The following is a 25,872-nucleotide window of genomic DNA, read 5'->3' as shown; positions in this document are numbered from 1 at the left end:
TGTTTTTTCGCGGTTTCATGGGCTCGCTTTACCGAGCGGGCTCGTACCGCCTGTGAGCCCGCCGTGAATCCACTTCCTCTCGTCAGTCTGCTCATTCCCGCCTTCAATCCGCGCTTCTTCGAGCGGACCTTGAACAGTGCGGTGAGCCAGACGTATGGCCAACTCGAAATCATTGTGTGCGATGACAGTCGCGGCAGCGAGATCGAAGACATCGTAGTGTCTGTGACCGGGCAGACAGGCGTTGCCGTGCGTTACGTGCGTAATCCGCGGACCTTGGGCATGGTCGGCAATCTCAAGGCCTGCCTGGAACAGGCGCAGGGCCAACTCATCAAGTTTGTGTGCGACGACGACCATCTCTACGCCGCCTGTATCGAACAGCAAGCGCAGGAAATGGCGCGCGAGGAAGTCCGCCTGGTGCTGGCTCAACGTCTGTTCTGGGACGCCGACGACATCATTCTTCCGGCGCGTCTGGAAAACACTTCGCTGTCTCCGGTCAGTGGCCTTTTCAAGGGCGACGACCTGCTGGGCATCTTTGAAAAGTTTCCAGTGAATGTGCTGGGTGGCTTCACCAATGCGCTGTTCCGTCGTGAAGATCTTGTCGAGTTGCTGCCGGCGTTGACCCAGGAAGGCCACTGTTTTGTCGCGAGCCTGGATTTCGCGCTGTTTGTCTGCCTGATGCGACGCGGCAATGTGGCGGTGTCCAACAATGTGCTCAGTGCCGAGCGACTTTACCCGGAGCGCCTGAGCGCCCAACAATCGATGAAAGATGCGGTTGAAGTCGAGCGCGAGTGGATTCTGCAAATGCTCAATGCGCGCAGCGGCGAATCTGCGCCTGCGCCGGGCTGGGTCCGCTACATCCCGCTGAGCAAGGCGGACGAAATGCCGCGAGTCTGGGAGGAGCTGCCTCTGAGCCGCACGCTCGGTACCAAGCAGAGTCGCCAGGAGTGGTGTGTCGGTATCGACAGCTGGAGTTTTGCCGATCTCTATGCGCAATGGCTGGAGTGCCGAGTGCTCACCGAGGGACAGCGCAAGTTGCTTCCGGAGACCCTGGCCGCCTGGTCGCATCAGCCGCGCATCGTCCCGATCGTCATCGATCGCGATGGCAGTCGCGACGGCGTCGAGCGCACGCTGGAGGCGCTTGCCGCACAGGATTATCTGCCGGAACTGATCCTCGTGTTGTCGGCTGCCTGTTCCGAGGCGGAGCTCGACGGACGGGTGTTCCGCATGCCGTTGCAGGACGACGGGCTGGAGCAGCTCAACGCGTTGTTGCCGCAACTGGAAGGGGCTGACTGGTTCTACCTGTTGCAGGCTGGCGATCGTCTTGTGGTGCCGGCGTTATTGATCATGGCCGAGCGCATCGCCCATCGCCCGGCGCTGACGTGTCTGTACAGCGATGAAGGCAGTCTGCGCAACGGCGAATCGGTAGAGCCAGCATTCAAACCGGATTTCAACCTCGACCTGATGCGCAGCTATCCCTATGTCGGACGAGCGCTGGCGTTCAAGCGCGAACGCTTTCTGGCGCTGGGCGGGTTCGAGGCGACGTTCGCCGAACTGGCCCCGCATGACATGCTGTGGCGCATGGTCGAAAGCGACGGTACGCAGGTGGTCGGGCATGTCGCCGAAGTGCTGCTGCAATCGCCATTCGATCTGTCCGCCTGGCTCGCCGCCCCAGCGGTCATCGAACAGAACCCGCGGCTACTCGAGGCTCACCTCAAGCGTCTGGGGGTGGCCCATGGCATTCGCCGCGGCAGTTCCGCACTGCTCAACCGCATTGACTATCAGCACGCCCGGCGTCCCCTGGTGTCGATCATTATTGTGACCAAGGACCAGACGGCTGCCCTGCAGCGCTGCGTCGAAACGCTGCTGGAAAAGACCGCTTACTCCGAATACGAGCTGTTGCTGGTCGACAACGGCAGTGAAAGCGCTGAAGCGCGGGCATGGCTTGATGGCATGGCGCACTTGGCCGGCGAGCGGATTCGTGTCCTGAGCTATCCGCAGCAGGGCAACGCGGCGGCGCTGCATAACTTTGCGGTAGGTCAGGCGTGTGGCGAATATGTGCTGCTGCTCAATTCGTTTGCGGTAATCACCCAGGCTGACTGGCTCGACGAACTGCTCAACCATGCGCAGCGTCCGGAAGTCGGCGTGGTCGGTGCCAAGCTGTTCAATCCCGATGGATGTGTGTTGCACGCCGGTCTGATTCTTGGCTTGCAGGGCGCGGTGGGTTTGCCGTTCTATGGTCAGTCACTGCAATCGGATGGCTACATGTTCCGGCTGCAGGCGGCCCATGACCTGAGTGCCGTGGGTGGCGACTGTCTGATGGTGCGAAAGGTGGTTTATGAGTCTGTCGCCGGGCTTGATGAGCAAGCGCTGAAACAGACGCTGAATGTCGTGGATCTGTGCCTGCGGATCGGTCAGGAAGGTTACCTGGTCGTGTGGACTCCTTATGCCTTGTTGGCGCTGGGCGCACGCCCCGGAGCTCTGGCGACGGTAGAAGAGGAGCAATTGCAGCTCCAGGAGCAGGAAACTTTCTACAAACGCTGGTTGCCGCGCATTGCCCGTGACCCGGCGTTCAACGTCAATCTGACGTTACAGGGTGTTGGCGCGACGAGTTTCAGCCTGGAGCCGGGCTTGCGTACCGGCTGGAGTGCATTTTCCCGGGCGCAGTTGCCGAACGTGCTGGCCGTGCCAATCAATGCTTCGGCCATCGGTCATTACCGCATGAGCCAGCCACTGATCGAACTGGAAGCGGCCAACCGCGCCGAAGGGCGGATTTGCTATGGCCTGCCATCGATCATTGATATCGAGCGTCAGTCCCCGGACGTGATTGTTCTGCAAGGGCGTTATTCGCAAGGTGCCATCGATGAAATTCCGCCGCTGAAGAAGTTCTGCCATGCCCGGCGCATCTATGAACTGGATGATTATGTGGTCGACGTTCCGCACCGCAATGCACATATCCGCAACATGCCCAACAAGCAGGAAATGGAGCGGATGGTGCGCCGCGCGATCGGTCTGTGTGATCGGGTGGTGGTATCGACCCAGCCACTGGCCAACGCTTTGTCGGGCATGCATCACGACATTCGCGTCGTCCCTAATATGCTCGCCCGCAACTTGTGGACCGGCCTGCGCGGCCAGCGCCGCACCTCGAAAAAACCGCGGGTCGGCTGGGGCGGTGGCACCAGCCACCACGGTGACCTGGCGGTGATTGCCGATGTCGTGCGTGAGCTGGCCAATGAAGTCGACTGGGTGTTCTTCGGCATGTGCCCGGATGACCTGCGTCCCTACATGCATGAGTTCCACGGCGTGATTCCGTTGGAGGTATATCCGGCGAAACTGGCGAGCCTGAACCTCGACCTCGCGCTGGCACCGCTGGAGTTCCACATCTTCAACGACTGCAAGAGTAACCTGCGGCTGTTGGAGTACGGCGCTTGCGGCTACCCGGTTGTCTGCACCGACACCGAAGCCTATCGCGGTTATCTGCCGTGTACCCGGGTCAAGACCAACACTACCGATGAGTGGCTGCAGGCGATCCGCATGCACCTGGCCGATCCGGACGCCAGCTACCGCATGGGGGACGAACTGCGTGAGGTGGTGCTGCGCGACTACGTGTTGCGTGGCGATAACTTGCGTTACTGGGAGAACGGCTGGCTGGCGGATTGATCGATTTGCGTACGGCCCTATGAGAAACAGGCGACTTTCGAGTCGCCTGTTTTTTTTGCGTGGCAAAAAGGTTTTTGTATCAGGCCGGATACTTTTTTGGCGGTGGGTTCAAGCATTGGGATTTTTCTGTCGATACCTTTCCATGCGCTCAATTGGCACGGTCAGTGAAGATCTGTCCGGCCAGTGTCTGAGGTGACCGATTTCCGGATTCGACAACAACGCAAGGAAGAAGCAGATGGCAGTAGTGAATGGAACGAGTGAAGCGGATAACCTGGTGGGCACCGAGGGCAATGACGAACTCTACGGACTGGAGTCGGATGATCGGATCTGGGGGACCACGGGGTCCGATTTGCTGAATGGCGGAGAAGGATTCGATTCGGTGAGTTATCAGATGATGTCCAAGGGTGTCAGTGTCGATTTCCGTGAGGGGTTGGCCAATGTCACCAAGGCGGACGGCTCCGTCGATACCCAGGTCGGCATCGAAAAAGTCATCGGCAGCTTTGACAATGACACCTTGGTCAGTTCGGTCAGCGGTATCACGCTGGAAGGTGATAACGGCGATGACGTGTACATCGTCGGTAGCGAAGGTGTGACCATCGTCGAAGAGGAGCGCGGCGGTTACGACGAGCTGCGCACCAGCGTCAACACCCAGAGGATGGATCCGTTCCTGGACAAAATGATCTTCACCGGCACCGGCGACTTCAAGGGCTACGGCAATGCGGAGGCGAACGTGATTGTCGCCGGTGCAGGCAATGACGTGCTGTGGGGCGGCGACGGCGGCGATCAGTTCATGGGGGGTGAGGGCTTCGACACTGTCAGCTATACCGACAGCCTTGAAGGCGTAAGCATCGAGCTCTCAAGCACGTGGGGCGCCACCGGTATTGCATTCGGCGATACCTACTCGAGCATCGAGGCCGTGCAGGGTTCGAACTTCAACGACGTGATCTTCGCTGGCGAAAGCGCGATGGTGGTGGACGGTGCCGAGGGTTTTGACGCCGTCGATTACAGCCGTTCGAACGATGCGGTCAGCATCGAGTTTCGTGATGGCAAGGGCTTCGGTTCCGGCGGTTACGCCGAGGGCGATACCTTGATCAATGTGGAGAAGGTTGTCGGGACGAACCTGGACGATCACTTCACCGCCAATAGCACTGGCGTGACCTTCGAAGGTGGTTGGGGCAGCGATGTCTACACGGTCAACAGCGTGGGTGTGACAATCGTCGAGGAGTGGGGGAGCCCGGGGTACGACGAGCTGTACACCAGCCTGTCGGTGATGAAGATGGATCCGTTCATCGAGAAGATGACTTACACCGGTACCGCTGATTTCACCGGTTATGGCAACGAGTCCGACAACCACATCTTCGGCGGCAGTGGCAATGATCTGTTCTTCGGTGGCGCCGGACGTGATGTTTTCGTCGGCGGCGAGGGGACGGACATTGTCAGCTATGACGACAGCGATACTGGCGTGGTAGCGGGGTTGTGGAAGATCGGCCAGAACGGCACGGCCGAAGGTGACATGTATTACGACATCGAAGGTTTGCGTGGCAGCCGTTTCAACGATGTGCTGGATGCCAGCCGGGACGACACGAGTCTGGAGGGTGGTAACGGCGACGATGTCATCAATGGCAATGATGGCAACGATCACCTCTATGGCGGACTGAAATCCGGTCTCGACGGCGATACCGCACAGGCTGACAAATTGTTCGGCGGCGACGGCGATGACGTCATCGTCAGTGCTGCGCATGACTTCGGCACCGAGGCCTACGGTGGACAAGGCAATGACACCCTCAGGGTCAACAGCGGCAGCGCCTTTGGAGACGATGGTAATGACGTGCTGACCGGCACCGGTAATCACTATCTGTTGTCCGGCGGCAGCGGCAACGATGTGCTGAATCTCAACGTCTCCGGGCAGTCGGGCACTGGCGGCGTCGCACTGGGGGGGATGGGGGATGACACCTATATCGTGAACGCCAGCGGCCTGGTGTCGATTCAGGACGAGGGCTGGGATCTCAACGACACCCTGATCCTGAACACCCTTGCCAATATCAGTCAGATGAACGTCACCCGCATCGGCGACGACGCCTACCTGCACAGCGCCAACGACGGCAGCACCGGCGTCCCTGACAGCGGCGTGAAACTGGCGGGATGGTATGCCGGGTTCAACAACATCGAGCACCTGCAGACTGCCGATGGCCAGGTCTACGACCTGCCTGCGACTGTCGATGGGTTCGCCATGTTTGGCTAATCGCTCAAACTGTTGATGCAACGCAATGAAAGGGATGAATCCGCTGCTGGATTCATCCCTTTTTTCATGCCTCGCGGCGCAGCTGATGCAGTGCTCGCGGAGCTGGCGCGTTTCCTGCAAGTCCCCCTTAAATCGCCATAAAACGAGCGCTCGCGGTCATCGCAGCGGCGCCGCAGGCGGCAAAAGGGTTAGCCAGACGGCCCGCATCGCTCAAGAAAGCCATGCGCAGCCCGGTGACGAACGAGAGGGGAGACGATGAAGGCAGTTATTTTGGCGGGTGGCCTCGGCACACGCATCAGTGAAGAGTCGCACCTCAAGCCCAAGCCCATGATCGAGATCGGCGGCAAGCCAATTCTCTGGCACATCATGAAGCAGTATTCCGCTCACGGAATCCACGACTTCGTGATTTGCCTGGGCTACAAGGGCTACGCGATCAAGGACTTCTTCGCCAACTACTTCCTGCACACCTCCGACGTCACGTTCGACATGCGCAACAACCGTATGGACGTGCACCAGAACTACAGCGAGCCGTGGAGCGTCACTCTGATCGACACCGGAGAGGAGACCATGACCGGTGGCCGTCTGCTGCGCGCCGGGCGTTACCTCAAGGATGAAGAGGCGTTCTGCTTCACCTACGGCGACGGCGTTTCCGACATCAACATTGCGCAACTGGTGGACTACCACAAAGCCCACGGCCGCCTGGCGACCGTCACGGCCGTACAGCCGCCGGGACGTTACGGCGCGCTGGAGCGTCAGGGCGATCAGGTCCTCGGTTTCACCGAAAAACCGCGCGGCGACGGTGGCTGGATCAACGGCGGTTTCTTCGTGTTGTCACCCAAGGTCTTGTCGTATATCGCCGGTGACGAAACCACCTGGGAAGCCGAGCCCTTGGCGCGCCTGGCCGAGGACGAACAGCTGAACGCCTTCGAACATGAAGGCTTCTGGCATCCAATGGACACCCTGCGCGACAAGAACCACCTCGAAGCGCTGTGGCAGAGTGGGGAGGCCCCATGGAAGCAATGGGCCTGAGTGCGGATTTCTGGCGCGGCAAGCGTGTACTGGTCACCGGTCACACCGGTTTCAAGGGCAGTTGGCTGACGCTGTGGCTGCAAAGCCTCGGTGCGCAAGTCAGCGGCTTTTCCCTTGATCCGTCGACCGAGCCGAGCCTGTATGAGCTGGCGCGGGTTCACGAAGGCATCAACGATCAACGCGGTGATCTGCGCGATCTCGGCGCGCTCCTGGAGATCATCGCCGACACCGAGCCGGAGATCGTCCTGCACCTGGCCGCGCAGCCGCTGGTGCGTGAAGGCTATCGCGACCCGCTGGGCACTTACTCCAGCAACGTCATGGGCACGCTGAACCTGCTCGAAGCGATTCGTCAGGTCGGCTGCGTGCGCGCCTGCGTGCTGGTGACCACCGACAAGGTCTACGCCAACAAGGAATGGCTGTGGCCATACCGCGAGGACGAAGCGCTTGGCGGGCACGATCCTTACAGCAGCAGCAAGGCTTGCTGCGAACTGTTGGCGCAGTCGTATGCGGCCTCGTTCTTCCCGGCCGACAAGTACGCCGAGCACGGCCTGGCGCTGGCCACCGCGCGCGCCGGCAACGTCCTGGGCGGCGGTGACTTTGCCCCTGAGCGCCTGATTCCCGACGTGCTCAAAGCCTGGACCGCAGACGAGCCGGTGACCCTGCGCTACCCGCAAGCCGTGCGCCCGTGGCAGCACGCGCTGGAACCGCTGGCCGGTTACCTGCAACTGGCTGCAGGTCTCTACGAACAAGGCCCGGAATACGCCGGGGCGTGGAACTTCGGCCCGGGCGAGGCAGACATGTGCAGTGTCGGCGAAGTGGTCGAGTTGCTCGCCAGTCGCTGGCCACAGGCACGCGGTTTGCGCATCGAAAAAAGCGAACTGCACGAGGCCGGTCTGTTGCGTCTGGACAGCAGCCGCGCCCGTCAAGTACTCGGCTGGCAGCCACGCTGGACCTTGCAGCAATGCTTGACCCAGACCCTCGACTGGCATCTGGCCTGGCAGAACGGCGATGACATGCGCAACGTCACTCTCGGCCAACTGAACCTGTACCGAGGCGCGCTGTGAGCGAGTTCTCCTTGAAACAGTTATCGCTGGCCGGACTGTTCAGCATCCAGCACAAGCGTTTCGAAGATCAGCGCGGGCACTTCGCCCGGCTGTTCTGCGAGGGCAGCCTGAGCGCGTTCGGCCGTGAATTTCACATCCGCCAGATCAACCATTCCTGCACCCGCGAGAAGGGCAGTGTGCGCGGTTTGCATTACCAGAACGCCAACGCCCCGGAAGCCAAGCTGATCACCTGCCTGCGCGGTGAAGTGTGGGATGTGGCGGTGGATCTGCGTCCTGATTCCGAGACTTTTCTGCACTGGCACGCCGAGCATCTGAAGGCCGGTGACGGTCGCAGCCTGTTGATTCCGGCCGGCTTCGCTCACGGCTTCCAGACCCTGACCGACGACGCCGAACTGCTTTACCTGCACAGCGCCGATTACGCGCCGGAGCATGAGGGCGGGCTGTCGGTGAACGATCCACGGCTGGCGATTGCCTGGCCGGTGCCTGTCAATAATTTGTCAGCGCGTGATTCCAGCCATCCCGCGCTCGATCAACACTTTGCTGGAGTGCGTCTATGAACTGTCGTGGGTGCGCCGCACCGCTGAGCCTGCCGCTGATCGACCTCGGCACCTCGCCGCCGTCCAACGCCTACGTGCATGCCGATCGCCTGGATCAGGCCGAGCAATGGGTGCCGCTGAAGGTTGCCGTGTGCCAGCAATGCTGGCTCGTGCAGACCGAGGACTACACCCGCGCCGACAGCCTGTTCGACGCCGAATACGCCTACTTCAGTTCGTTCTCCAGCACCTGGCTGTCCCATGCCGAGCGTTATGTGGCCGAGATGGTCGAGCGCTTTGACCTGAACGCCGGCAGCCGTGTGGTCGAAATCGCCGCCAACGACGGTTATCTGCTGCAGTACGTCGCCGCTCGCGGCATCCCGTGCCTGGGCGTCGAACCAACCCGCAGCACCGCGCAAGCGGCGCGGGACAAGGGCCTGGAAATCCGCGAACTGTTCTTCGGTCGCGACAGCGCAGCACAGTTGAAAGGCGAAGGCTGGGGCGCCGACCTGATGGCCGCCAACAACGTGCTCGCGCATGTGCCGGACATCAATGATTTCCTCAATGGTTTCGCCACGCTGCTCAAGCCGACCGGCGTTGCTACTTTCGAATTCCCGCAACTGCTGACACTGATGGCCGGTGCGCAGTTCGACACCCTGTATCACGAACACTATTCCTACCTGTCGCTGACCGCCGTGCAGACCCTGTGCGAGCGCAATGGCCTGGAAGTGTTCGACGTCAGTCAGTTGAGCACTCACGGCGGTTCGCTGCGGGTGTTCGTGCAACGCCGGGACGGTGAGCGTCGTGCGGTGCAGCCGGCGGTGCAGCAACAGCTGCAGGCCGAACTGGATGCCGGGGTGAAAACCCCTGAGTACTACGCGACCCTCGCGCCGGCTGCCGAACGTATCAAGCATGAGTTGCTGCGCTTCCTGTTGCAGGCCAAGGCCGACGGCAAGCGTGTGGTCGGTTACGGCGCGGCGGCCAAGGGCAACACCTTGCTCAACTACGCCGGGGTCAAACCCGACCTGCTGGCGTGGGTGGCCGATGCCAACCCGCACAAGCAGGGCAAGTACCTGCCGGGCAGTCGTATCCCGATTGTCGCGCCGACGCAGATCGACATCGAAAAACCGGATTACGTGCTGGTGCTGCCGTGGAACCTGCTGCACGAAGTCAGTCAGCAACTGGCGCAGGTGCGCCAGTGGGACGGGCGCTTCGTGATCGCCGTGCCTGAGTTGAAAGTCCTGTGAAAGTCCTGGTAACCGGGGCTACGGGCTTCGTCGGTCGGCATCTGGTCGCGGCGTTGCTCGCGCGTGGCTGCGCCGTTCGCGCAGTGGCGCGCAATACAGATACTGCCTCGACTATGCCGTGGATCGACCACGTCGAATTCGTCGCGGCGGATATTCACGCGGCGGATCTGGACATTGCGGCGCTCACCGACGGCATCGACGTCCTCGCGCACCTGGCCTGGCCGGGCCTGCCGAACTATCGGGCGCTGTTCCATTTCGAGCACAACCTGATGGCCGACTACCGCTTTATCAAAGGCGCGGTCGAAGCGGGTGTGCCGCAGGTATTGGTGACCGGCACCTGCTTCGAGTACGGCATGCAAAGCGGCCCGCTCAGCGAAACCGTCGAGCCGCAGCCGAGCAATCCTTACGGTCTGGCCAAACACACGCTGCATCTGTTCTTGCAAAATCTGCAGCAGGAAAAACCGTTCACCTTGCAGTGGGCGCGTCTGTTCTACCTGCATGGCGAAGGGCAGAACCCCAACAGTCTGCTGGCGGCGCTGGACCGGACGATCGATGCCGGGGAGGCGTCGTTCAACATGTCTGGCGGCGAGCAGCTGCGGGACTTTTTGCCGATCGCCAGCGCCGCCGCTTACCTCGCCACGATCATGCATCAGCGCGATTTCAACGGCGTGATCAATTGCGCCAGCGGCCAGCCGGTATCGGTGCGCGCACTGGTTGAACAACGTCTGCGCGAGCGCGGTGCGGCACTGAATCTGAACCTCGGCCATTACCCTTATCCGACCCATGAACCGATGGCGTTCTGGGCCGTGACCGAGCGTTTGCAACAGCTACTGGGAGAGCCGCAATGAGGCACGAGTTGTATCGGGTCACCGACCTGCCGGTGTTGCAGAACCGCACCTTTGCCGACCCCGAGTCGGCAAAAGCTTCGGCCAGCGCCGACATGCTGCTGGTGCAGGATGAGCGCAGCGGCTTGATCTTCAACGCCGCGTTCGATGCCGACAAGCTCAGCTACGACGCCGACTATCAGAACGAGCAGGCGCACTCCGGCCAGTTCCAGAAGCACCTGAGCGACGTCGAAGGCATCATCGCCAAACACTTCAAGGGCCAGGAGCTGATCGAAGTCGGCTGCGGCAAAGGCTACTTTCTTGAGTTGCTCAAGGGCCTCGGTTATTCGATCACCGGGATCGACCCGGCCTACGAAGGCGACAACGCCGACGTGATCAAGGCGCCGTTCACCCGTGGTCTCGGCCTGGCGGCGGACGCCATCGTCCTGCGTCATGTGCTGGAGCACATCGAAGACCCGGTGAGCTTTCTGGCGGTAATCGCCGAAGCCAATCAGGGCGGGCAGATCTACATCGAAGTGCCGTGCTTCGACTGGATCCTCGAGCACAAGGCCTGGTTCGATCTGTTCTACGAGCACGTCAATTATTTCCGCCTCGATGACCTGCGCCGAATGTTCGGCACCGTGCACGAGGCCGGCAACCTGTTTGGCGGCCAGTACCTGTACATCGTCGCCGACCTGTCGACGTTGCGTCTGACTCCGCAGCAACCGGTGCCACGCCTGACGTTGCCAGACGATTTCACCGCGAGCCTTGAGCGCGCGGTGCAGATCATCCAGTCCGCACCCGAGCAGGGTTCGGCGATCTGGGGCGCGTCGTCCAAAGGCGTGATCTATTCGCTGTTCCTGCAGCGCGCGGGTGTCGCGGTGGATCGCGTGGTGGATATCAACCCGGCCAAGCAGGGGCGTTATCTGCCCCTGAGCGGCGCGCGAGTGTCCTCGCCGCAGGAGGCTATGGACGCCTTGCCCGAAGGTGCCAATCTGTTTGTGATGAACTCCAATTACCTCGAAGAAATCAAGCGGATGACCGGTGGACGCTACGTCTATCACGCCGTCGATAGCGCTTCGTTCCAGTGACCATTGAGACTTTGAACATGACCGACAACAGCATCAACCAAGCCTTCGAAGCTGAATGCCGCGAGCAGATCGCTCAGCAGGGTGACGACCAGAAACTGACTGGCCTGGCCCGCGATTTCTTCAACGAATCGGCCAAACACAAGTACAGCTACCACTTCTCGTGGATGGGCCGCCCGATTATCCAGTTGCCACAAGACATGATGGCGATGCAGGAGATCATCTGGCAGGTCAAGCCGGATCTGGTCATCGAGTGCGGCATCGCCCACGGCGGCTCGATCATCTACTACGCCTCGTTGCTTGAACTGCAAGGTCACGGCGAAGTGCTGGGCATCGACCTTGACATCCGCCCGCACAACCGTGAAGCGATCGAAAGCCACCCGATGGCCAAGCGCATCAAGATGATCGAAGGCTCGAGCATCGACCCGGCCATCGCTGCACAAGTGCAAGCAGTCGCCAAAGGCAAGAAAGTCATTCTGGTCCTCGACTCCAACCACACCCACGATCACGTACTCGAAGAGCTGCGCCTTTACGCGCCGCTGGTCTCGGTCGACAGCTACTGCGTGGTGATGGACACCGTGGTTGAGGACATGCCGGCCGATTTCTTCCCTGATCGCCCATGGGGCCCGGGTGATAACCCAAAAACCGCGGTGTGGAAGTACCTGGAAGAGAACCAGGACTTCGAGATCGACCAGCAGTTGCAGAACAAGCTGCTGATCACCGTGGCGCCGGACGGCTATCTGCGCCGCGTTCGTTAATTCGCAACATCACCAAAGCGTTATTTCGGCGAGTCGCCGGTTGTGGAGAGAAGTTATGCAAGGCAAGTACAGTTCTGAACTGGCGCTACCGCTCAACGAGCTGTTGACCGTGGTGCTGATTACTCACAATCGGCCGGCGTTCCTGCGTCGGGCGGTGAAGTATTACAGCAGCTTGCCCTGCCGGATCATGGTGCTGGACTCCACACCCGAGCGGCCGGAAGGGGATTTCTCTGCCGTCGATTATCACCACGTGCCGCAGTTCGCCTATTGGGGCATGCAGGCCAAGCTGGCGTATGGCGTGGAGCGCCTGACCACGCCGTACATGGTGCTGGCGGCCGACGATGACTTCATCCTGCACGATTCGCTGGCCGAGTCCGTCGGTTTCCTGCAAGCGAACCAGGACTACGGCATGTGCCACGGCTATTGCCTGATGTACCTGACGCTTTCCGGCGGTGTGAACTATTACCGCCGCGACAAGAAAGTCCAGGAGGACTATGCGTCCGAACGGGCTCAGGATCGGGTTATCGATTATATGGGGCAGTACATCCCGCCGTTCTATGCGGTGACCCGTACCGAACTGATGAAAACCTGGCACTCGGCATTGCCGGCGGGGACCAATTTCCAGTGGCAGGAAATCGGCCACGTGTACTTCTTGTTGGCCAGCGCCAAGGCGCGGATCCTGCCAATGCCTTACGTGGTACGCGAGATCAACTATGGCAACTCCGAGCACAGTACCGAGGTGTATCACTCGCTGACCTACGTTGATGCCAAATCGGTCGCCGAGCGTGAAGCGTTTGCCGAGTTCCTCGCCTCGCTGCCCACCGGTATCAAGGATCTCGATGCGCAACAGGGCAAGGCGTTTGCCTTGCAGAGTTTCGAGGCAATGGTCGACAGCCTGCAAAGCGGTCGGGCACTGACGGCGGAACTGATTTTCCAGTCCACCTGGAATCAGTCGCTCAAGGCACCTGATCGTCGGTTCGGACCTCTGCAATACGTCGAGATGCCATTTTACAACCAGCCATTTTTCGATCGTCTCGCGCAATTCGAATTCATGCTGCACGCCATGCCGGCCGGACGCATTCAGTTGCAGGGCCTGGAAGGTGTATGGACCCGCCAGGCGCACTTGCTGCAAGCGCGCAACAACGACACTCCGGAAAGCGTCCTCGATCGTTTGTGGCAGGCGCACGACCTCAATGCGTTCAACCGCACGGTGGTCAAGTGTCTGACGCAGCAGCTGGAACTGGCCGGCGAGGACGAAGAGGCGCAGAAAATGCGTGACTGGAATGCCCGGCTTGATGCGTTGACGGTGGAGGACCACCATCGGGTATTTGACCAGATGCAGTCCGGCCGACTGCTCAAGTGGCTGGATTCGCGCCGGCCCGATGCCGGTCAGGCGACGTCGATTGCCGAGCACCTGGCGGTCAACGGCGGTGGCCCGCAGTTCGGCATCTTCCTGCTGGATCTGGACAACGATATCGACAAGTTGCAGGTCAGCCTCGACAGCCTGCTCGAAGGGCAATGCAAGGCCTTCAGGATTGTCGTGTTCACCACCGGCGAAGCACCGGCGGCCACCACCGCGCAGAACACTTTGCACTTTGTCCGGGTGACGCCGGCCAACCTGGTCGACAAGCTCAATCAGAGCGCCAGTCAGTCGCCTTGCGACTGGCTGCTGCTGGCCGAGGCGGGGGATGAGTTCACTGCCAGTGGCTTGTTGCGCGCCAGCCTGGAGTTGATGGCTGCCGGCGATTGCCGCGCTGTTTCCACCGACGAGATCCAGCGCGGGGAGAAGGGCGCGCTGCTGGATGTGTTCCGTCCCGGCTTCAACCTCGACCTGTTGCTGAGCCTGCCGGGCCTGATGGCGCGCCACTGGCTGGTGCGGCGTGACACGCTGATCGATATTGGCGGCTACCGCGCCGACTTCAACAAGGCCCTGGAATTTGACGTGCTGCTGCGCATCATCGAAGAGCACGGTCTGAACAGCCTGGCCCACCTCGACGAGCCGCTGCTGATCACCGAAGCCGCGTCGCTGGAGGAAAACGCTCATGAGCGCCTGGCGCTGCTGCGCCATCTGGGCAATCGCGGCTACAAGGCCAAGGTCACCTCGGCGGTGCCTGGCATTTACCAGATCGATTACCACCACAGCGATCGTCCGCTGGTGTCGATCGTGGTTCCGGCCGGCAACGACCTGCCAGCCCTGCAACGCTGTCTGGAAGGGGTGCAACTGCGCACTCGTTATCACCATTACGAAATTCTGATCGCCACCACGGTCACGCAATCGGCCGAGGTCAATGACTGGCTCGGTACTCACCAGCATCCGAAAGTCCAGGTGCTGCGCGCCGATCAATCGCTGAGCACAGCGGCGTTGCTCAACGCCGCCAGCCGACAGGCACAGGGCGAGTATCTGGTACTGCTCGCGGCCGACGCGGAAGTGGTCAACCCGAACTGGCTGGATTCGTTGCTCAATCATGCCTTGCGTCCGGAAGTTGGCGTGGTGGGGCCGAAACTGGTCGACCGCGACGGCAAAGTCAGTCAGGCCGGCTTGATCCTCGGTATGAATGGCGGGGTGGGCTCGGCGTTCATCGGTGAAAAACACGACGCCGACGGCTACCTGCATCGGTTGTCGGTGGACCAGAACTGCTCGGCGGTATCGAACGTGTGCCTGATGGTGCGCAAAGAACTGTTCGATGCGCTGGGCGGTCTGGACGACAGCACTTTCAGCGACGGCTTCAACGATGTCGATCTGTGCCTGAGCGCTGCTCAGGCCGGCTACCTGACGGTGTGGACGCCGACGGTGCAGGTCCTGCATCAGGGCGAGATTGCCCAGGCGCCGCAGTCACTGGCTGCTTTGCAGGAAAAGTGGGCCGCCGCGTTTGCTCAGGATCAGGCGTACAACGCCAACCTGAGCCTGACCGGCAAAGGCTATGGCCTGAATGACAGCGCGTCGCTGAACTGGGCGCAGTTGCTCGCCTGAGCCGGGTGCACAAAGAACGGGATTCAAACTATGTTCAATGGTAAATCGATTTTCATCTCCGGCGGCACCGGCTCGTTCGGGCGTAAATTCATCGCCCGTCTGCTTGAGCAATACCAGCCCAAGCGCGTGGTGGTGTTCTCCCGCGATGAACTCAAACAGTACGAAATGCAGCAGACGTTCAACGCGCCGTGCATGCGGTATTTCCTCGGCGACGTGCGCGACGCCGACCGTCTGCGTCAGGCCATGCGTGGCATCGACTACGTGGTGCATGCGGCGGCGCTCAAACAGGTGCCGGCGGCGGAATACAACCCGACTGAATGCATCCGCACCAACGTCAATGGCGCGGAGAACATCATCGCCGCCGCCATCGACAACGGCGTGAAAAAGGTTGTGGCGCTGTCCACCGACAAAGCGGCCAGCCCGATCAACCTGTACGGCGCAACCAAGTTGCTCTCGGACAAGCTGTTCGTCGCTGCCAACAACATTGCCGGCGAGCAGCAGACCCGATTTGCCGTGGTGCGCTACGGCAACGTGGCGGGCTCGCGCGGCTCGGTGGTGCCGTTCTTCAGCAAGCTGATTGCCGACGGTGCGCAGGAGTTGCCGATCACCGACGAGCGCATGACGCGCTTCTGGATCACCCTCGATCACGGCGTGCAGTTTGTCCTCGACAGCTTCGCGCGGATGCATGGCGGCGAAGTGTTCGTGCCGAAGATCCCGTCGATCCGTATCGTCGATCTGGCGCGCGGCATGGCCGAGCAACTGCCGCACAAGAACGTCGGTATTCGTCCCGGTGAAAAACTGCATGAACTGATGGTGCCGCTGGATGATGCGCGGATGACCCTGGAGTTCGAAGACCACTACACCATTCAGCCGTCGATCCGCTTCACCAGCGTCGATGTCGATTTTGCCGTCGACAAGCTTGGTGAATGCGGCCGGCCGGTGGGGGAGGACTTCGAGTACCGCTCCGACACCAACCCGCACTTCCTCTCGGTCGGGCAGATCGCCGACCTGCACGCGAAGCTCTCGGTATGATCCCCTACGGTCGGCAGAGCGTCGATCAGGCGGACATCGATGCCGTAGTCGAAGTCCTGGAATCGGACTGGCTGACCCAGGGGCCGAGCATCGAGCGCTTCGAGCAGGCAATGGCCGAACGCTGCCAGGCAGACTTCGCGGTAGCAGTGTGCAACGCCACGGCGGCGCTGCACATCGCCTGCCTCGCTGCCGGCCTTGGCCCGGGCGATCGCTTGTGGACCACGCCGAACACCTTTCTGGCCTCGGCCAACTGCGGGCGCTATTGCGGCGCCGACGTCGATTTCGTCGACATCGACCCGCTGACCTGGAACCTCGATGCTTTCGCTCTCGCCGCGAAACTCGATCAGGCCGAGCAGGACGGTACTTTGCCGAAAGTGCTGGTGGCGGTGGCGTTCTCCGGGCAGAGCTGCGACCTGCGCAAGATTGCTGAACTGGCCGAGCGCTACAACTTCACCGTGATCGAAGATGCCTCGCACGCGGTGGGCGCCAGCTACGCCGGACGCCCGGTGGGTTGCGGGGAATTTGCGGCGATGACCGTGTTCAGTTTCCACCCGGTGAAAATCATCACCTGCGCCGAAGGCGGCATGGTCCTGACCAATCGCCCGCAACTGGCCGAGCGTCTGCAACGCCTGCGCAGCCATGGCATGACCCGCGATCCGCAGCAAATGAGCGAACCCAGCCACGGCCCGTGGTATTACCAACAGATCGAGCTGGGCTTCAATTACCGGATCACCGATCTGCAAGCCGCACTGGGTCTGTCGCAACTCGGCAAGCTGGATGAATTCATCGCCCGCCGCCGTGAGCTGGCGGCGCGCTATGACCGCTTGCTGGCGTACCTGCCGCTGACTTTGCCCAGCGCGCAGCCGGAGGCAGAATCGGCGTGGCACCTGTACGTGGTGCGCCTGGAGACCGAGCGCATCGGCCTGACCCACCGGCAGGGGTTCGAAGGCTTGCGTGCCGCCGGCATCGGCGTGAACCTGCACTATATTCCGGTGCATTTGCAGCCGTACTATCGCGACCTGGGTTTTGCCGAAGGCGACTTCCCCGAAGCCGAGCGTTATTACGCCGAGGCGATCAGCCTGCCGCTGTTTCCGTTGCTCAGTGACGAGCAGCAGGATCATGTGGTCGAGCAATTGCGCCGGCTGACCGAATAAATCCCGCTGCGGCGGCGAATGAGACTGTGCAATGCGTGATCTGAGTGAGCAGGAAAAATTCTGGCAGGGCGAGTTCGGCAACCAGTACGTGGATCGCAATGTCGGTCAGCCGCTGGTCGCGGCCAACCTGGCGTTGTTCGCCAAGGCCCTGAGCCGCGCCGGGCGCATCGGCAGTGTGGTTGAGCTGGGCACCAATGCCGGCAACAACCTGCAGGCGCTGCGTCAACTGCTGCCGCAAAGTGAATTGTTCGGCGTCGAGATCAACCAAAGCGCCTGCGCTCAGGCGCGGGCACTGGGCATCGCGCAGATCTGGCACGGTTCGCTGTTCGACTTTCCGCGCGAGCGCAGTTACGACCTGACCCTGAGTAAAGGCGTGCTGATCCATCTGGCGCCGGAGCTGCTGCCGACCGCCTATGCGCAGTTGTATGAGTTGAGCCAGCGCTACATCCTGATCGCCGAATACTACAATCCGGCGCCGGTGGAAGTGTCCTATCGAGGCAACAGCGGCAAGCTGTTCAAGCGCGATTTCGCCGGGGAAATGCTCGATCGTTACGCCGATCTGCACTTGCTCGATTACGGCTTTGGTTATCACCGTGATCCGCAATTTCCGGTGGACGACATCACCTGGTTCCTGCTGGAAAAACGTCGTTGAACAGCGTCGCAATCATCCCGGCCCGTGGCGGCAGCAAGCGCATCCCGCGCAAGAATCTGTTGCCGTTCGACGGCGTGCCGATGATTGTTCGCTCGATCCGTACGGCGCTCGACAGTGGCCTGTTCGAACAGGTCGTGGTCAGTACCGATGACGCCGAAATTGCCGAGCTGGCGCTGGCCCACGGTGCGCAAGTGCCGTTCCTGCGCCCGGCTGAACTGGCGGATGATTTCACCGGCACCGCAGCGGTGATTGAGCATGCCTTGCAGCAGCTCCCGGCCTTCGATTACGCCTGCTGCGTGTACGCCACGGCGCCGTTGTTGCAGGCCCGTTACCTGCGCCTGGGGTTCGAGTTGCTGGCGCGGCACCCGGACAAAGCCTTTGCGTTCTCCGTGTGCAACTTTGGTTTCCCGGTGCAGCGGGCGTTGACGCTGGACGGGCAGGGCGCGCTCACGGCGCTGTACCCCGAATTTCGCAACACTCGTTCGCAGGATCTGCCCGAAGCCTTTCAGGACGCTGGCCAGTTTTACTGGGGGCGTAGCGAGGCGTGGCTGCGCGGTGAGGTGCTGTATTCGCCCGCGAGCCTGCCGGTGATTCTGCCACGGCATCTGGTACAGGACATTGATACGCTTGAAGACTGGAAGCGCGCCGAATACCTTTACGCCGCACTGAAGGCTGGCGGAGAACTGTAATGAGAGTGTTGATCCGCGCTGACGCCTCGCCGACCATCGGCAGCGGCCACATTGCCCGCTGCCTGACGCTGGCGCGGGTGCTGCGCGAGCAGGGCAGTCATGTCGCGTTTGCCTGCCGGCGGTTGCCAGGGCATCGGCTCGATGCGTTGCGTGCCGACGGTTTCGAGACCTTCGCCTTGCCCGAACGTTACCCCACTGAAGACCCGCAGCAGGCCATCGAATCGATGCTGCCGTGGCAGGCCGATATCGACGCTCTGGCATCGTTGCTGGAGGGGCATGCCGCATTCGACTGGATCATCGCCGACCATTACGGCCTCGACCATCACTGGCAGACTGCTGCCCGGCGTTGGGCGCCTCGGATCGCGGCGGTGGACGATCTCGCCACCCGGCATTACAGCGTTGATTTGCTGCTCAATCAGAATCTGTCCGGTCTCAGCGCAAACTACGTGCCGCTGTTGCCTGCCGACTGTCGCACCTTGCTCGGGCCGCGCTACGCCATGTTGCGCGAAGAGTTCGTGTGCCCGGCCATCGAGATCAAACCGAAGGCCCGCCGCGTGCTGGTGAATTTCGGTGGTTTCGACGCGGCGATGCAGACCCATCATGCGATGCTCGCACTGCAGGATTTCACTGATCTGGAGGTGGATTTCGTCGCCGGCGCAGACAACCCGGCGTGGGCGCAAATGCAAGCCATGGCCGAGACGCGGCCGAACTGGCGCCTGCACAGTTTCGTCAGCGATTTCCAGCAACGCATGGCCGGCGCCGATCTGTTCATCGGCGCGGGTGGCGGCACCAGTTGGGAGCGCGCAGCCCTGGGCCTGCCGACCCTCTGCATCGCGGTATCGAACAATCAGCAGGCCAACGGCGAAGTGATGGCGGCGGCGGGGGCGCACGTGTTCATGGGTGCCCGCGAGCAGGTCAGCGTCGAACAACTGCGCGACGCCATCGGTTTTGTCGTCGACAATTTCTATCTGCGCCAGAGTCTGGCCGAGCGTTCACGGCAACTGGTCGATGGGCGCGGTGCGTTGCGCGTGGCGGCGGCACTGGCCGGTGCAGTGCTCAAGCTGCGCCTGGCGACCCTCGATGACGCGCAATCGCTGTTCGACGGGCGCAATGCCGAGGCTGTACGGCGCTGGTCACTGGACACGGCTGCAATCGAGTGGCCGCAGCATCTGAACTGGCTGAATGCGAGCCTGCGCAACCCGCAGCGTCTGCTGTTGATTGCCGAGGCCGATGACGGCGCGGTCGGCGTCTTGCGTTATGACTTGCGTGGATTCGAGGCTGAAGTGTCGCTGTATCTGCTGCACGGGCGTTTCGGTCTGGGTTGGGGCAGGGCGCTGCTGGCGCGAGGCGAGGCGTTCGTCCGCGAGCACTGGCCGCAGATGACCGCCATCACCGCTCAGGTTCTACCGGGCAATCGTCCCTCTTTGAATGTATTTCGTGACGCCGGATTCACCCAGAGTGCCTGCGCGTTCACCCAGGTTTTGAAGGATCACCGCGATGAGTAGTTTCAAGATTGGCGAACGTCTGATTGGCGCCGATGCGCCGCCGTTCATCATTGCCGAAATGAGCGGCAACCATAACCAGTCGCTGGAGGTGGCCCTGCAGATCGTCGAAGCCGCCGCCAAGGCGGGCGCCCATGCGTTGAAATTGCAGACCTACACCGCCCAGACCATGACCCTGGATCTGGCCGAGGGCGAGTTTTTCATCAAGGACCCGAACAGCCTGTGGGCCGGCACTTCGCTGCACGACTTGTACGAGAAGGCCCACACGCCGTGGGAATGGCATGCGCCGATTTTCGCCCGGGCCAAAGCGCTGGGCATGCTCGCGTTCTCGACGCCGTTCGATGACACGGCGGTGGATTTTCTCGAGAGCCTCGACGTCCCGGCGTACAAGATCGCCAGTTTCGAAAACACCGATCTGCCGTTGATCCGTCACGTAGCCGCGACCGGCAAACCGCTGATCATCTCCACCGGCATGGCCAGCATCGCCGAACTCGACGAAAGCGTACGCGCCGCGCGCGAGTCGGGGTGCAAGGATCTGGTGCTGCTCAAATGCACCAGCACTTATCCGGCAACGCCGCTCAACAGCAACGTGCGCACGATCCCGCACCTGCGTGAGTTGTTCGGTTGCGAGGTCGGACTGTCCGATCACTCCATGGGGGTTGGCGTGTCTGTGGCCGCTGTGGCCCTCGGGGCGACGGTGGTGGAAAAGCACTTCACCCTCGACCGTTCGGCGGGTGGCGTGGATGCCAGTTTCTCGCTGGAGCCTGCGGAGCTGGCCAGTCTGGTGGTCGAAACCGAGCGCGCCTGGCAGGCCATGGGGCAGGTGCATTACGGCGTAACGGAGGCCGAGCGCAAGTCGCTGGTCTATCGCCGCTCGCTGTACGTCACCGCCGACATGGCCGCCGGTGAGCCTTTCACCGTCGCCAATCTGCGCGCCATTCGTCCCGGTCTCGGTTTGCCGCCCAAGCACACTGACACCGTCCTCGGTCGCCGCGCCCGTCAGGCGATCAAACGCGGCACGCCGCTGGACTGGTCGTTGGTCGAATAACCCGATCTGCACCCGATTCGGCAAAATAGCGTGACCTGCGAGTCATAACGCGCATCTTCACTGTATTGTATTGACCGGGGAGATGGCGCCTGGCCGTGTATCGGTTCCAGTGATAGTCCTTTGTGCTCCCCGTGGCTGCCCGTCGTGGCGGCCGTTTTCTGTTTGTCGGCGCCCCTCGAATCCTTGCGAGCGGTGGTTTTGGGCTGTTTTTTATTGGGAAGCCGTAATGATTGGCATAAAAAGCATTGCGAGCTACGTTCCTGTAGCCGGCGTGGACAATTACGCACAAGGTGCAAAATTCGAGAAGGATGAAGAATTCATCCTCGGTAAAATCGGTTCGGCCTTCCTGCCGCGCAAAGACGCTGAACAGGAAACCTCCGATCTGTGCGTGGAAGCGGCCAATGCGCTGTTTGCCAGCAACCCTGAACTGAAACGTGAATCGATCGACGCGCTGATCGTCGTCACCCAGAACGGTGACGAAGAAGGTCTGCCGCACACCGCTGCGATCGTCCAGGACAAGCTCGGTCTGCCGACTAATGTCGCGGCGTTCGATATTTCCCTGGGCTGCTCCGGCTACGTCTACGGCATCTACGCGATCAAGGGTTTCATGGAAGCCGCCGGCCTGAAGAATGGCCTGCTGATCACCGCTGACCCGTATTCGAAAATCGTCGACCCGGAAGACCGCAACACCACCATGCTCTTCGGCGACGCCGCCACCGCCACCTGGATGGGCGAAGATCCTTCCTGGGCGCTGGGCAAGGCCAAGTTCGGCACCGACGGTTCCGGCGCGCCGCACCTGAAAGTCACCGATGGCGTGTTCTTCATGAACGGACGTCAGGTGTTCAACTTCGCGCTGCTCAAAGTTCCGGCGCACCTGCACGAGTTGCTCGACGACTCCGGCCTCAAGGCTGACGACATCGACGCCTTCTGCATTCACCAGGGCAGTGCGGCGATCGTCGATGCCGTGGCACGTCGTTTCGAAGGCGAGCCCGAGAAGTTCATCAAGGACATGGTCGAGACCGGCAACACGGTGTCTTCGAGCATTCCGTTGCTGCTGGAAAAACACGTCCTCGATTCCGACTGGCAGCGCATTGCCCTGAGCGGTTTTGGTGTCGGTCTGTCGTGGGGCTCGGCGATCATCTATCGTCCTTGAGTCGGTCAAAAACGGCGGATACAAAAATAGCGTTCAAGGTTACCCTTGAACGCTATTTTTTTGCCTGAATGGAGCGCTAGGCGGCATGAGCGATTTTTTCCAGAACAACGCCCACGTCATCCAGCAACGCTGGCCGGCGTTGCTCACGCGGCTGATGGCTGAAGACAGCTCGGTCGTGCAGGCCGAGCTGGTGCAGGGACTGGGGTCGACGCTGAGCGTCAATGGCGTCCAGTTGACCAGCCGCCATGACCGGGTCCGCGAAGCCCGAATCCAGGCCGCCAGCTTGCCGGAACAAGCGCAGTTGCATGTCTATGGCACCGGGCTGGGCGATTTACCAGCGGTGCTGCTGGAGCGTGCCGGGCTTGAGCGGCTGTATGTGCATGTGCTTAACGGCGCGCTCTTTGCTCTGGTGCTGCAGTTGCTCGATCAGCGCCAATGGCTGGAAGACTCGCGAGTGCAGTTGTTCTATGCCGGTGATCTGTCGGACATTTGCACGCCGTTTTTTGCCTTGCCGGCCGAGATGCTGCTGGCCGATGACTTCAATGCGAAGATCCGCGATCGGCTGGTCAGTGAAGTGCACCTGAATTTCAACAATCGTGAGTTCGATCCGCAGTTGCCGTTCATTCAGCAGCGTTTGCAGGACTGCTTGCCGGTGTTGCTGGCCGATGATGATGTGGCGCAACTGTTCGGCAGCACCCGTGGCCGAGAAATCTATGTGATCGGCACCGGGCCGACGCTGGAGGGGCATTTCGAGCGCCTCGCGGACATACGCGCGCAGGCCGAGCGGCCCTTGTTCCTGTGTGTCGATACCGCTTACCGGCCACTGCGCGAGCATGGTGTCGTGCCGGATCTGGTAATCACCATCGATCAGCGCATCAGCTTTCGGCATTTGCCGTTCGAAGCGTCTGACGACATCCCGCTGGTGTATTTGCCCATGAGTGATCCTGCGGTGCTGACCGCCTGGAAGGGCAAGCGTTACGGCGGTTACTCGGCCAGCCCGGTTTACGCCGCGTTGCGCGAGCAATACCCGCGCGGGCAACTGCATGTTGGCGGCAGCGTGATTCATCCGACGGTGGACCTGGCGGTGAAGATGGGGGCATCGCGCATTACCCTGTTCGGCGCCGACTTCGCGTTCCCGATGAACAAGACCCACGCAGGCTGGAATGACGGTGATCTGGGGCCTGGGGTTGATCAGGCGCGGCATTGGGTGCAGGACGGTCATGGCCAGCGAGTCAGCACGCAGCTGAATTTTCGCGGCTACCTGTGCGTGCTGGAGCGTTATATAGCCGCCCATCCGCAGGTGCAATTCTTCAACAGCAGTCGGGCGGGTGCATTGATTGCCGGGACGCAGTTCAATCAGGAGTTTGTGCAATGACGACGATTGAGCATTGCGTCGACGAATGCCGTCAGTGCGCCGGGCTGTTTCGTCTGGGACGTGATGTCGAGGCGGCGCTGGATATGGTCGATGTGTTCGAGGGCGCGCAGCAGTTGCTGATAGCTGCGTCTGCGCCGATTCAGCAGGACTGGTCCTTTGTGCTCACGCACATGCTCGATTGTCAGGAGCGTCAGGACTGGTTGGGGCTGGCTGACTGGATGGAGTACGAGCTGATCGAAGTGTTGCAAAAAGCACGATCGGCACAGTGAGCGAGCGCACTGGCCCGCGGCTTTACGCGCGGGTCGGTTTTATGACGTCATTTTTTCGCAGGTGGGAGGGCGCTAAGCCCTTGTTTTCTCGGGGGTGGCAGGGTGATGGCAAATTTTTTTCAAAAAGCCCTCAAGCAACCTGCCGATCCGACGATAACTATTACGAAGGTTCTCTAGGCCATTCCAGGCGGTTGCCAGGGCCGGAAGCCGCAGTACCCAACCAACGAGGAATTCGTCATGGCTTTAACAGTAAACACCAACACTACGTCGCTGAACGTTCAAAAGAACCTGAACAACGCTTCCAGCGCCCTGTCGACTTCGATGCAGCGCCTGTCTTCCGGCCTGAAAATCAACAGCGCCAAAGACGACGCTGCTGGCCTGCAGATCTCGAATCGTATGTCTTCGCAGATCCGTGGTAACACCCAAGCCATCCAGAACGCCAACGACGGTATCTCCGTTGCCCAGACCGCTGAAGGCGCTCTGCAAGCTACTACCGACATCCTGCAGCGTATGCGTGAACTGGCTGTTAAAGCACGTAACGGCACCAACGGCACTGCTGACCAGACCGCTACCAACTCCGAATTCGCTCAGATGTCCGACGAGATCACCCGTATCTCGGCTTCGACCAACCTGAACGGCAAAAACCTGCTGGACGGTTCGGCTGGTACTGTGACCCTGCAAGTGGGCGCAAACACCGGTTCGGCTAACCACATCGACCTGGTACTGAGCTCCAAGTTCGACGCCGCCAGCCTGTCGGTTGGTAGCGGTACTCTGGCCCTGACCGGTACTTCGGGTACTGCCGCTGGTTCTGCTGCAGCTAACGCTGACAACGCTATCACCGCAATCGACGCTGCAATCGCTGCGATCGGTGCACAGCGCGCCAGCCTGGGTGCTTCGCAAAACCGTCTGACCAGCACCATCTCCAACCTGCAAAACATCACTGAAAACACCACTGCTGCACAAGGTCGCGTACAAGATACCGACTTCGCCGCAGAGACTGCTAACCTGACCAAGCAGCAAACCCTGCAACAGGCTTCGACTTCGGTTCTGGCTCAAGCCAACCAACTGCCTTCCGCTGTACTGAAGCTGCTTCAGTAATTTCGGATTGAGTTTGGGCGGGGGAGTGCGCTGGTCGCGCTCTCTCGCCTTTTTACGTTAGAGGGTGATGAGCATGGACATGAGCGTAAAGCTTAACGTGTCTTATCCGGCTCCCAAGCCAGCAACACCTGTTGCTGACAAGCCGTCAGAGACGCACAAAGTTGCGCAGACTGATGCTCCGGTCGCTGACAAGAAAAGTCAGATAACGGATGACGCCAAGTTGAAACTGGCGGTGCAGGAGATCGAGAAGTTCGTTCAATCGATCAAGCGCAATCTGGAGTTTTCGATCGATGAGCATTCCGGAAAGGTCATCGTCAAGGTGATCGCAAGCGAGACGGGGGAGGTTGTTCGACAGATCCCCTCCGCAGAAGCCCTCAAGCTGGCAGACAGCCTCGCCAACGCAAGCCATGTGTTGTTCGACGCCAAAGTCTGATAGCTGGCATGAATAGTGTTTGTCATTTCTTTAATGACGCCTGGAAGGGTCAAA

21 protein-coding genes are annotated in these 25,872 nt (G+C 60.9%); all 21 read left to right on the top strand.

What is annotated here, in order from left to right; translation table 11 throughout:
- The first annotated feature begins 63 nt into the window (after positions 1 to 63).
- The 21 genes from PseAD21_RS08330 (at position 64) to PseAD21_RS08230 (ending at position 25,818) form a co-directional block, all read left to right on the top strand.
- Positions 64 to 3,657: a glycosyltransferase gene (locus PseAD21_RS08330; RefSeq protein ID WP_102355278.1), complete on the top strand. Its 3,594-nt coding sequence runs from the start codon at positions 64 to 66 to the stop codon at positions 3,655 to 3,657.
- 235 nt (positions 3,658 to 3,892) lie between these two features.
- Complete coding sequence (locus PseAD21_RS08325) at positions 3,893 to 5,899, top strand: calcium-binding protein (protein ID WP_102355277.1); 2,007 nt, start codon at positions 3,893 to 3,895, stop codon at positions 5,897 to 5,899.
- Positions 5,900 to 6,154: 255 nt separating this feature from the next.
- A complete protein-coding gene (gene rfbF, locus PseAD21_RS08320; RefSeq protein ID WP_095139348.1) occupies positions 6,155 to 6,928 on the top strand; it encodes a glucose-1-phosphate cytidylyltransferase in 774 nt (257 codons plus the stop codon).
- Positions 6,910 to 7,992 carry a CDP-glucose 4,6-dehydratase gene (gene rfbG, locus PseAD21_RS08315; protein WP_003222822.1) on the top strand — a complete coding sequence of 361 codons (1,083 nt, stop codon included), beginning with the start codon at positions 6,910 to 6,912 and terminating at the stop codon, positions 7,990 to 7,992. The genes rfbF and rfbG overlap by 19 nt, the downstream gene beginning before the upstream one ends.
- A complete protein-coding gene (rfbC, locus tag PseAD21_RS08310) occupies positions 7,989 to 8,549 on the top strand; it encodes a dTDP-4-dehydrorhamnose 3,5-epimerase (RefSeq protein ID WP_102355276.1) in 561 nt (186 codons plus the stop codon). The genes rfbG and rfbC overlap by 4 nt, the downstream gene beginning before the upstream one ends.
- The gene (locus tag PseAD21_RS08305) at positions 8,546 to 9,772 is read left to right on the top strand and encodes a class I SAM-dependent methyltransferase (RefSeq protein ID WP_102355275.1); all 1,227 of its coding nucleotides are present in this window, start codon (positions 8,546 to 8,548) and stop codon (positions 9,770 to 9,772) included. The genes rfbC and PseAD21_RS08305 overlap by 4 nt, the downstream gene beginning before the upstream one ends.
- Positions 9,769 to 10,620, top strand: coding sequence for an NAD(P)-dependent oxidoreductase (locus PseAD21_RS08300; protein WP_102355274.1), 852 nt, complete (start codon positions 9,769 to 9,771; stop codon positions 10,618 to 10,620). Before PseAD21_RS08305 ends, PseAD21_RS08300 begins: the two co-directional genes overlap by 4 nt.
- A complete protein-coding gene (locus PseAD21_RS08295) occupies positions 10,617 to 11,687 on the top strand; it encodes a class I SAM-dependent methyltransferase (protein ID WP_102355273.1) in 1,071 nt (356 codons plus the stop codon). Before PseAD21_RS08300 ends, PseAD21_RS08295 begins: the two co-directional genes overlap by 4 nt.
- Positions 11,688 to 11,704: 17 nt before the next feature.
- A complete protein-coding gene (locus PseAD21_RS08290) occupies positions 11,705 to 12,442 on the top strand; it encodes a cephalosporin hydroxylase family protein (RefSeq protein ID WP_102355272.1) in 738 nt (245 codons plus the stop codon).
- 55 nt (positions 12,443 to 12,497) lie between these two features.
- Entirely contained in the window at positions 12,498 to 15,413 is a 2,916-nt protein-coding gene (locus PseAD21_RS08285; protein WP_102355271.1) for a TIGR00180 family glycosyltransferase, read from the top strand.
- Positions 15,414 to 15,443: 30 nt separating this feature from the next.
- Positions 15,444 to 16,445, top strand: coding sequence for a UDP-N-acetylglucosamine 4,6-dehydratase (inverting) (gene pseB / locus PseAD21_RS08280; RefSeq protein ID WP_102355270.1), 1,002 nt, complete (start codon positions 15,444 to 15,446; stop codon positions 16,443 to 16,445).
- On the top strand, positions 16,442 to 17,599 hold the full coding sequence (gene pseC / locus PseAD21_RS08275) for a UDP-4-amino-4,6-dideoxy-N-acetyl-beta-L-altrosamine transaminase (RefSeq protein WP_102355269.1): 1,158 nt from the start codon (positions 16,442 to 16,444) through the stop codon (positions 17,597 to 17,599). The genes pseB and pseC overlap by 4 nt, the downstream gene beginning before the upstream one ends.
- A gap of 31 nt (positions 17,600 to 17,630) precedes the next feature.
- Positions 17,631 to 18,251 (top strand): pseudaminic acid biosynthesis-associated methylase, encoded by a 621-nt coding sequence (locus tag PseAD21_RS08270; RefSeq protein ID WP_102355268.1) that lies wholly within the window; start codon positions 17,631 to 17,633, stop codon positions 18,249 to 18,251.
- The gene (gene pseF, locus PseAD21_RS08265; protein ID WP_102355267.1) at positions 18,248 to 18,940 is read left to right on the top strand and encodes a pseudaminic acid cytidylyltransferase; all 693 of its coding nucleotides are present in this window, start codon (positions 18,248 to 18,250) and stop codon (positions 18,938 to 18,940) included. Before PseAD21_RS08270 ends, pseF begins: the two co-directional genes overlap by 4 nt.
- Complete coding sequence (gene pseG, locus PseAD21_RS08260; RefSeq protein ID WP_102355266.1) at positions 18,940 to 20,445, top strand: UDP-2,4-diacetamido-2,4,6-trideoxy-beta-L-altropyranose hydrolase; 1,506 nt, start codon at positions 18,940 to 18,942, stop codon at positions 20,443 to 20,445. Before pseF ends, pseG begins: the two co-directional genes overlap by 1 nt.
- Positions 20,438 to 21,490, top strand: coding sequence for a pseudaminic acid synthase (pseI, locus tag PseAD21_RS08255; protein ID WP_102355265.1), 1,053 nt, complete (start codon positions 20,438 to 20,440; stop codon positions 21,488 to 21,490). Before pseG ends, pseI begins: the two co-directional genes overlap by 8 nt.
- A 226-nt stretch (positions 21,491 to 21,716) precedes the next feature.
- Positions 21,717 to 22,643, top strand: a complete 927-nt coding sequence (locus PseAD21_RS08250; RefSeq protein ID WP_096796272.1) for a ketoacyl-ACP synthase III — start codon at positions 21,717 to 21,719, stop codon at positions 22,641 to 22,643.
- Between the two features lie 85 nt (positions 22,644 to 22,728).
- Positions 22,729 to 24,018 (top strand): motility associated factor glycosyltransferase family protein, encoded by a 1,290-nt coding sequence (locus PseAD21_RS08245; RefSeq protein WP_102355264.1) that lies wholly within the window; start codon positions 22,729 to 22,731, stop codon positions 24,016 to 24,018.
- Positions 24,015 to 24,287, top strand: coding sequence for a hypothetical protein (locus PseAD21_RS08240; RefSeq protein ID WP_102355263.1), 273 nt, complete (start codon positions 24,015 to 24,017; stop codon positions 24,285 to 24,287). The genes PseAD21_RS08245 and PseAD21_RS08240 overlap by 4 nt, the downstream gene beginning before the upstream one ends.
- Positions 24,288 to 24,524: 237 nt before the next feature.
- Positions 24,525 to 25,385, top strand: a complete 861-nt coding sequence (locus tag PseAD21_RS08235; RefSeq protein WP_102355262.1) for a flagellin domain-containing protein — start codon at positions 24,525 to 24,527, stop codon at positions 25,383 to 25,385.
- A gap of 73 nt (positions 25,386 to 25,458) precedes the next feature.
- Entirely contained in the window at positions 25,459 to 25,818 is a 360-nt protein-coding gene (locus tag PseAD21_RS08230; protein WP_102355261.1) for a flagellar protein FlaG, read from the top strand.
- Positions 25,819 to 25,872: the final 54 nt, after the last annotated feature.

Origin of the sequence: Pseudomonas sp. AD21, from assembly GCF_002878485.1 — a bacterium.
Lineage (GTDB): Bacteria > Pseudomonadota > Gammaproteobacteria > Pseudomonadales > Pseudomonadaceae > Aquipseudomonas.
Note: the sequence above shows the minus strand (reverse complement) of the source record. Positions and strands in the feature narration are given on the sequence as shown.